The 7,533-nt window shown below is 48.2% G+C and carries 7 protein-coding genes and 1 tRNA gene; 1 reads left to right on the plus strand and 7 read right to left on the minus strand.

From position 1 onward, the window contains the following. From BZG79_RS08875 to BZG79_RS08895, 5 genes are all read right to left on the minus strand, one after another. Positions 1 to 278: LON peptidase substrate-binding domain-containing protein (locus BZG79_RS08875; RefSeq protein WP_199877675.1), on the minus strand; the 278-nt coding region annotated here is incomplete at its 3' end. 138 nt (positions 279 to 416) lie between these two features. Next, on the minus strand, positions 417 to 1,694 hold the full coding sequence (gene clpX / locus BZG79_RS08880) for an ATP-dependent protease ATP-binding subunit ClpX (protein WP_077774221.1): 1,278 nt from the start codon (positions 1,692 to 1,694) through the stop codon (positions 417 to 419). A gap of 144 nt (positions 1,695 to 1,838) precedes the next feature. Further along, entirely contained in the window at positions 1,839 to 2,462 is a 624-nt protein-coding gene (gene clpP, locus BZG79_RS08885) for an ATP-dependent Clp endopeptidase proteolytic subunit ClpP (RefSeq protein WP_021022248.1), read from the minus strand. 277 nt (positions 2,463 to 2,739) lie between these two features. Next, a complete protein-coding gene (gene tig / locus BZG79_RS08890; protein WP_077774222.1) occupies positions 2,740 to 4,044 on the minus strand; it encodes a trigger factor in 1,305 nt (434 codons plus the stop codon). A 340-nt stretch (positions 4,045 to 4,384) separates the two neighbouring features. Continuing rightward, positions 4,385 to 4,461 (minus strand) — tRNA-Arg (locus BZG79_RS08895). Positions 4,462 to 4,759: 298 nt separating this feature from the next. Here BZG79_RS08895 and folD point away from each other — a divergent pair. Continuing rightward, on the plus strand, positions 4,760 to 5,620 hold the full coding sequence (gene folD, locus BZG79_RS08900) for a bifunctional methylenetetrahydrofolate dehydrogenase/methenyltetrahydrofolate cyclohydrolase FolD (RefSeq protein ID WP_077460343.1): 861 nt from the start codon (positions 4,760 to 4,762) through the stop codon (positions 5,618 to 5,620). Positions 5,621 to 5,729: 109 nt separating this feature from the next. Here folD and rfaH read toward each other — a convergent pair whose 3' ends face one another. Both rfaH and BZG79_RS08910 read right to left on the minus strand, forming a co-directional pair. Next, a complete protein-coding gene (gene rfaH, locus BZG79_RS08905) occupies positions 5,730 to 6,230 on the minus strand; it encodes a transcription/translation regulatory transformer protein RfaH (RefSeq protein WP_077460342.1) in 501 nt (166 codons plus the stop codon). Positions 6,231 to 6,390: 160 nt separating this feature from the next. Further along, positions 6,391 to 7,446, minus strand: coding sequence for a response regulator (locus BZG79_RS08910; protein WP_077774223.1), 1,056 nt, complete (start codon positions 7,444 to 7,446; stop codon positions 6,391 to 6,393). Between the last annotated feature and the right edge of the window lie 87 nt (positions 7,447 to 7,533).

The following is a 7,533-nucleotide window of genomic DNA, read 5'->3' on the forward strand; positions in this document are numbered from 1 at the left end:
TCGACCAGAACTTTTACCGTTCCGTCTGGAAGTTTAAGAAGCTGTAGGATGGTTGCTACCGTACCAACGGTATATAAATCTGAGATACTTGGGTCATCGGTTGCCGCATCTTTTTGCGCCACCAATAGAATCTGCTTATCGTTGTCCATCGCCGCTTCAAGGCAGCGTATCGACTTTTCCCTTCCCACAAAGAGCGGGATCACCATGTGAGGATAAACCACCACATCCCGAAGTGGCAGCACCGGAATGTCAATGCGCTCGGAACGCTCCAAGTTCATATGCTTCTCTCTTCCGTTCAATCTGATTAAGAGTATATGGGGTCTGTTGGACAGGTTTCAACGGCTCAACCGTCAGAAAATAAAAAAGGGAGTGATAACTCCCTTTTTTCTTTATCGCTGATAAAACAAGTGAAAGCGTTATTCACCGCCTGCGGCTTGATTCTCAGTGTGCTCATACATCAATAGAGGTGCGGATTCGCCTCGGATCACTGAGTCATCAATGACGACCTTGGTCACCCCTTTCATGGATGGCAGATCATACATAGTATCTAGCAGCACAGATTCCACAATCGAACGCAAACCTCGTGCACCTGTTTTGCGGGTCATCGCTTTTTTGGCGATCGCACGTAGGGCGTCATCACGGAACTCAAGCTCGACACCATCTAGCTCAAGCAGCGCACTGTATTGTTTGGTGATGGCATTTTTTGGCTCACGCAAAATCTGTACGAGTGCGTCTTCATCAAGCTCTCTAAGCACAGCGGTCACTGGCAAACGGCCGATGAACTCAGGGATCAGGCCATATTTAACCATATCTTCTGGTTCTACTTTGCCGAAGAACTCGTCGACTGACCGATCAGTCGCGCCTTTCACTTGCGCGCCAAAACCAATGCCAGAGCCGGTATCAACACGCTGCTCTATCACTTTGTCTAGTCCTGCAAACGCACCACCACAAATAAATAGAATTTTCGAGGTATCAACCTGGAGAAACTCTTGTTGTGGATGTTTACGTCCACCTTGTGGCGGGATCGATGCAACCGTTCCCTCGACCAGTTTAAGCAGGGCTTGCTGTACGCCTTCGCCAGAAACATCACGGGTAATCGATGGATTATCCGATTTACGTGACACCTTGTCGATTTCATCGATATACACGATGCCGCGCTCTGCTTTAGCGACGTCGTAGTCACACTTTTGCAGCAGCTTTTGGATGATATTTTCGACGTCTTCACCCACATAACCGGCTTCGGTTAATGTCGTTGCGTCAGCCATCGTAAATGGCACATCCAAGAAGCGGGCGAGGGTTTCAGCCAGCAGTGTTTTACCACTCCCTGTGGGGCCAATCAGCAGGATATTACTCTTACCTAGCTCCACGCCCTCGGCGCTTTTATCGCCGTTTCGCAAGCGTTTATAGTGGTTGTATACCGCAACCGAAAGCACTTTTTTGGCTTGCTCTTGGCCAATGACATAATCGTCTAGATGCTCGCGAATTTCGCTTGGCGCAGGCAAAGAATCACCTTCACGCTTCGGCATCACTTCTTTGATCTCTTCACGGATAATGTCATTACATAGGTCAACACATTCGTCACAAATGTAGACCGATGGCCCAGCAATTAACTTGCGAACTTCGTGTTGGCTCTTACCACAGAATGAGCAGTAAAGCAGCTTTCCGCTTCCACCGTCTTTTCGCTTGTCTGTCATTCGCTAACCTCTTTGGGGCACTTGCCCGTCGTTGCCTTATGTTGAGTTTACAACAAATCGGCCACTTTTTCCGACCCAACAACCATCAAGCCTTGGCTAATGAGCGAAGTTTGTCTCATTTCAACGCTCTGCGGCGAATTGGGTTTAGTCTCGTTGACTCAATACGGCGTCAACTAAGCCATAGTCCACCGCTTCTTGCGCCGCCATGAAATTATCACGGTCAGTATCGCGCTCGATCACTTCCATCGGCTGGCCAGTATGTTCAGCCAATATAGTGTTGAGACGGTGCTTCGTTTTGATCATTTCCTGCGCATGAATTTCAATATCAGACGCCTGGCCTTGGAAGCCCCCTAGCGGCTGGTGAATCATCACGCGCGAGTTTGGTAAACAATAACGCTTACCTTTGGCGCCACCCGCAAGCAGGAAAGAGCCCATCGAACAGGCTTGGCCTGTACATAAGGTGCTCACGTCCGGTTTAATAAACTGCATGGTGTCATAAATCGCCATCCCCGCAGTCACCACGCCGCCTGGTGAGTTAATATACAGATAAATGTCTTTTTCTGGGTTCTCAGATTCCAAGAACAGCATCTGCGCCACAATCAAGTTCGCCATTTGGTCTTCCACTTGCCCTGTCAGGAAGATAATGCGTTCTTTGAGTAGGCGAGAGTAAATATCGTAAGAGCGCTCACCGCGCGAGGTTTGTTCCACCACCATAGGGACAAGGGCGTCCGTAATGGGTGGCATGGCATTTCTATCTTGATGGCTCATAACGTAATATCCCTAATCGAATTTGTTATCACTCTTGCCTTAACCAAGGTTTAGCACAAAATGCTGTAACAGGTCACTAAAATCTTATATCGGTGTATGCAGCTTGATGATCCATCGAGAGTTTTTACTTAAAAACAAGGCTCTCTAACGTCGATTGGTTTCATCACCATTGCGACCAATAGATGGAAAAAATGGCCCGAATGACAAGTCATTAGGGCCATTGTAAGCAGATACGTTTACGCAGTGTCAATAAAACACAGACGTTTTTTAATCCGAATTACGCTTGCTGAGTAGCGTTCATTAGATCACTGAAACCGACTTCAGCTTCAGTAACGGTTGCTTTTGCTAATAACGCATCGATCGCTTGCTCTTCAAGCGCAACGTTACGCATATTTTCCATCAGCTTCTCGTCTTTTTCATAGTAAGCGACAACTTCTGATGGGTCTTCATACGCAGACGCCATTTCTTCGATCAGTGCTTTAACGCGCTCATCATCGGCTTTAAGCTCTTCAGACTTGATCACTTCGCCAAGCAGCAGGCCGACGCTAACACGACGCTTCGCTTGCTCTTCAAATAGCTCACGCGGTAGCTGAGAAGCGCTATCCATGTTGCCACCAAAACGTTGTGCCGCTTGCTGACGCAATGTGCCAATTTCTTGGTCAATCAAGGCTGACGGTACGTCGATTTGGTTTTGCTCAACCAGACCGTCCAGTACTTGTTCTTTTACCTTGTTTTTGATCGCTTGCTTGAGTTCGCGATCCATGTTTTTGCGTACTTCCGCTTTCAGGCCTTCAACACTGCCATCTGCAATGCCGAAGCGCTGAACGAATTCTTCTGTTAGCTCAGGCAGCTCTTGCTCTTCAACTTGATGCAGTTTAATCGCGAACTGAGCCGCTTTTCCTTTCAAGTTTTCAGCATGGTAGTCTTCAGGGAAGTTCACGTCGATGGTGAATTCTTCGCCGGCTTTTTTGCCWACAAGACCGTCTTCAAAGCCTGGGATCATGCGACCCTGACCCATTTCTAGCTGGAAGCCTTCGGCTTTGCCGCCTTCAAATTCTTCACCGTCGATGGTGCCGACGAAGTCCAGCGTCACACGGCTGTTATCTTTCGCTTCACCTTCTGCTTCTACCCAGCTCGCTTGTTGCTTGCGCAAGGTGGTGAGCATTTCTTCAACGTCGCTTTCTTGTACGTCGGCTTTTGGCTTTTCGACGCTGATCGCGTCTAGGCCTTGTAGCTCAACCTCTGGATACACTTCAAAGTCAGCTTTAAATACCAGATCTTTTCCTGCTTCGTTCTCTACAGGGGTAAAGGTTGGTGCGCCCGCTGGGTTCACTTTTTCCTGGATCATCGCTTCAATAAAGTGACGCTGCATCACTTCGCCCAGCACGTCTTGACGCACGGTATCACCGTACATACGTGACACCATTTTCAATGGCGCTTTACCTTTACGGAAACCATCAAAACGACGATTCTTAGCGATATTKCGTAGCTCTTTAGTGACTGCATCATCGATATTGGCAGCAGGCACTGTAATGGTCATTTGGCGCTTAAGGCCTTCGGTGGTTTCAACGGTAACTTGCATTATAAATTTAACCTCAAATTTACTCAGGGGTACTGAGTGATGTTTACCAGTTTGACTGGTGGCATCATCCGAGCTATGAGTCCGTCATAGCCCCTGCGAATCCGGATACACGCAATTGGCGTATCGAGCTATCTCATCCGAGACTGAAAATTAAGACGCGCTATTATAGCGGCACCCGTCAACTGAGTCGAGACAAGGGGCAACCGATGGCGTTTCAATATCGAAATTGGGGTGATATCTCACAATTCAACCGCGTAAGATCACAGATTTTACTGTTTTATGCGCGATTGATTATTTTCAGAGCACTCAGACAAGGCAAATACGGGGAGACGCATAAGAATGGCGCGCCCTACAGGATTCGAACCTGTGACCCACGGCTTAGAAGGCCGTTGCTCTATCCAACTGAGCTAAGGGCGCAATAACGATATGCAGCGTGGATTATAAAGCGACGTCAGGTCCCGTCAACGCTTTTCCCTAAAATGTTGACCTAGTTGCTCAAAACCGCGCCATTTTATTGTCAATCACCGTCTATCGCTTTTTTGGGCCACTTTGCCAACCTAATGACGCGAAGGGCTAGACAATGACGTGATATTCTCTCTCAATAGGATATCTGGCATATTCCGCCATCAAAACCAAAGCAAACGTTTGCGTAATAGCTTTTAGCCGCGATTTTTGTCACAATACTGACGAATATTGCTTTAGCCAAAGGATAGTTATGGCCGCACAATTGATTGATGGAAAGCTGATCGCGCAAACGGTGCGTCGTGAGGTCGCTGCACGCGTCGCCGCCCGCACAGAGGCAGGTCGCCGCGCACCTGGTTTAGCCGTTATTTTGGTCGGCTCGGACCCTGCATCACAAGTTTACGTGGGGAGTAAACGCCGAGTCTGTGACGAAGTCGGATTTGTATCACGCTCCTATGACCTCCCAGCCTCTTGCTCACAGCATGAGCTACTCTCGTTGATTGACACTTTGAATGACGACGACTGCATTGATGGTATTCTCGTTCAACTGCCGTTGCCGGCTGGGATTGATGCCACGTCCGTATTGGAACGAATCCGCCCAGATAAAGATGTAGATGGTTTTCATCCTTTTAATGTGGGCCGCTTGTGCCAACGTATGCCGACACTACGCTCGTGCACGCCGAAAGGAATTATTACTCTTCTCGATCGTTATAATGTACCGCTACGCGGTAAACATGCTGTGGTGGTGGGAGCATCCAATATTGTCGGTCGCCCGATGACGTTGGAGCTGTTGCTCGCCGGCTGCACCACCACCACCTGCCATCGATTTACCCAAGATTTAGAAACGCATGTTCGACAAGCCGATGTGCTCGTGGTTGCGGTCGGTAAACCTAAGTTCATCCCTGGCGATTGGATAAAACCCGGGGCAATCGTGATTGATGTGGGCATCAACCGCATGGATGACGGTAAATTAATCGGGGATATTGAGTACGATGTCGCGTATGAAAGAGCCAGTCATATCACCCCTGTACCTGGCGGGGTCGGCCCTATGACAGTCGCCACCTTGATTGAAAACACACTCATGGCGTGCGAGCAGTATCACGACGTTGGCTAGCATCACAAGGTGGCGAAGTCAATTTGATTGGCTTTCACACATTGATTTCGCCCATCTTTTTTGGCCTGATACAACGACCTATCGGCACGTTCTACGACGCGTAAGTCGCTTAGCATGACGCTTTTATATCTGAGTTATTGATCCGTAACTCGGTTTGTTGATTGAGTATTTTGATTAAAAGGATACAGCGTTTTTCGCCGTCTTTTTCTTTAAAAATCGCTTCAGCCCCGGCAAACTGGCCACTCTCAACGGTTACTTTTTGACCAGGCTTGAAGCCTTGATACAGTAATTCTCGTTGCTCATCACTGTCTTCCATCATCATCAAGTGTTGAATTAATTGAATATCGACGTGGATCGGCTTCGCACCTTGGCGAACAAAATCAACAACGCCACGTGTAGAGCGAACAGACGTGTATTGAACCCATTCAGGATCAAAACAAGCAAAGATGTAATTCGGAAAGAGCGGTTCTTCAACTTGCCGGTATTTGCCTCGACGCAACTTTTCGACTGTGACTATCGGGTAGTAACAGTCCACGCCTTGCCGCTTCAAGTTTTGTTCCGCACGTTGTTGTTCCGTGCGTTTACAATAAAGTAAATACCAATGTTTCATGCCGATCTGTCCCTGATATCTATCGAAGGTAAGGTAACAACCCATCCAGAGCGACGTGAGTATACGGATGTAAATCATCACCAGCAAGCAGAGCGGGACGTGCATCGCTTGAACTGGTGATATGGAGATGACGGGACACCACAATCATTGATGGCCGATATTAGGCAATCTTTTGAATATCAACGCTAAAGCTATTCAGGCCGACTTCGTTTAAAGACACACGCGCATCGCCTGATTGCATATCCACAGTTTGGAATTCACTGCTAAAGGCATCGCGACCTAGCCAATGCTCACTACGAACTAATTTCGTGGTTCCGCTACTATCAATCGTGGCTTTTAAACCTGCTGGCAGAATATCAAGTTGGCTATCAACCATGTTTAAGACACCAAACATGGCACGGACCGGTGATGTATAAGCCGATGCACGAATCGCATCTTCAATCCGTTTTACCAGCGTCAGGAATCCGCGTTCATTCACATCACTTGAGCGGACAAAATCATTAAAAAAGGCCCGAATCATCAAAGTCGTTGCCGTCCCATCTTCTTCAGCTGACGCTGAGTCAACCACATAGAACGCCATTTTCCCGCCGAGCAGCCAAGCATAATCGAGCACAATAGGGTTGGCGTCTGCCGATTGCAGCGAGTGATATGACAAACGCCACGCGCCTTGTTGTGAGTCTGGCTCAGGCATCAACCCCATCAGCAACTCTCGCGCACTGCCAGGATTATGACGTAGCGCATCAAGGTGCCATTTTAGTTCGCTTTCTGAGGCGCCTTTGTCCGCATCTCCACTCACTTTAAACCACTGTTGACTAAAGTCATCACTGGCATGCACATCATCGTTGGCATCATCAATCACCGCTTCAATGGCTTTTTTAACCGATTTGATGTCTTCAATGGGCTTGAGTAAAAAATCCTTTACTCCAAAGCGAAGCGCCTGGGCAACGTCGGCCATGCCTCCGGTACCTGAAATCACAATCATGGGCAGCATCGGGTATTCGAGGCTCACTTCCTCAACGAACTCAAGCCCCGTCATGACCGGCATGGAAAGATCGCTGATCAGTAAATCAGGGATGGATTGCCTCAATGCTTGTAGCCCTTCTAGCCCATTTTCTACTTCACGGACCGTCGCACCTTCTCTTTCAAGAAACGAGGCAATCATTCGACTAAAGACGGGATCATCTTCAACAATTAAAATATCTTTACTGTGCAACACGACGCTCTCCTCCCGGACTGCAAAGCAGCGGCTGTTTTAAATCGCTCTGTACTAATCGTAGCTGAACTCAGACACCCCGTGCCTGCT

This window comes from Salinivibrio sp. MA427 (assembly GCF_001996115.1).
Lineage (GTDB): Bacteria > Pseudomonadota > Gammaproteobacteria > Enterobacterales > Vibrionaceae > Salinivibrio > Salinivibrio costicola.

Excerpts from the sequence above, each read along its gene's own strand:
- clpP (WP_021022248.1), bottom strand. The coding sequence starts at position 2,462 with ATGAGCCATCAAGATAGAAATGCCATGCCACCCATTACGGACGCCCTT.
- clpX (WP_077774221.1), bottom strand. The coding sequence starts at position 1,694 with ATGACAGACAAGCGAAAAGACGGTGGAAGCGGAAAGCTGCTTTACTGC.
- folD (WP_077460343.1), top strand. The coding sequence starts at position 4,760 with ATGGCCGCACAATTGATTGATGGAAAGCTGATCGCGCAAACGGTGCGT.
- rfaH (WP_077460342.1), bottom strand. The coding sequence starts at position 6,230 with ATGAAACATTGGTATTTACTTTATTGTAAACGCACGGAACAACAACGT.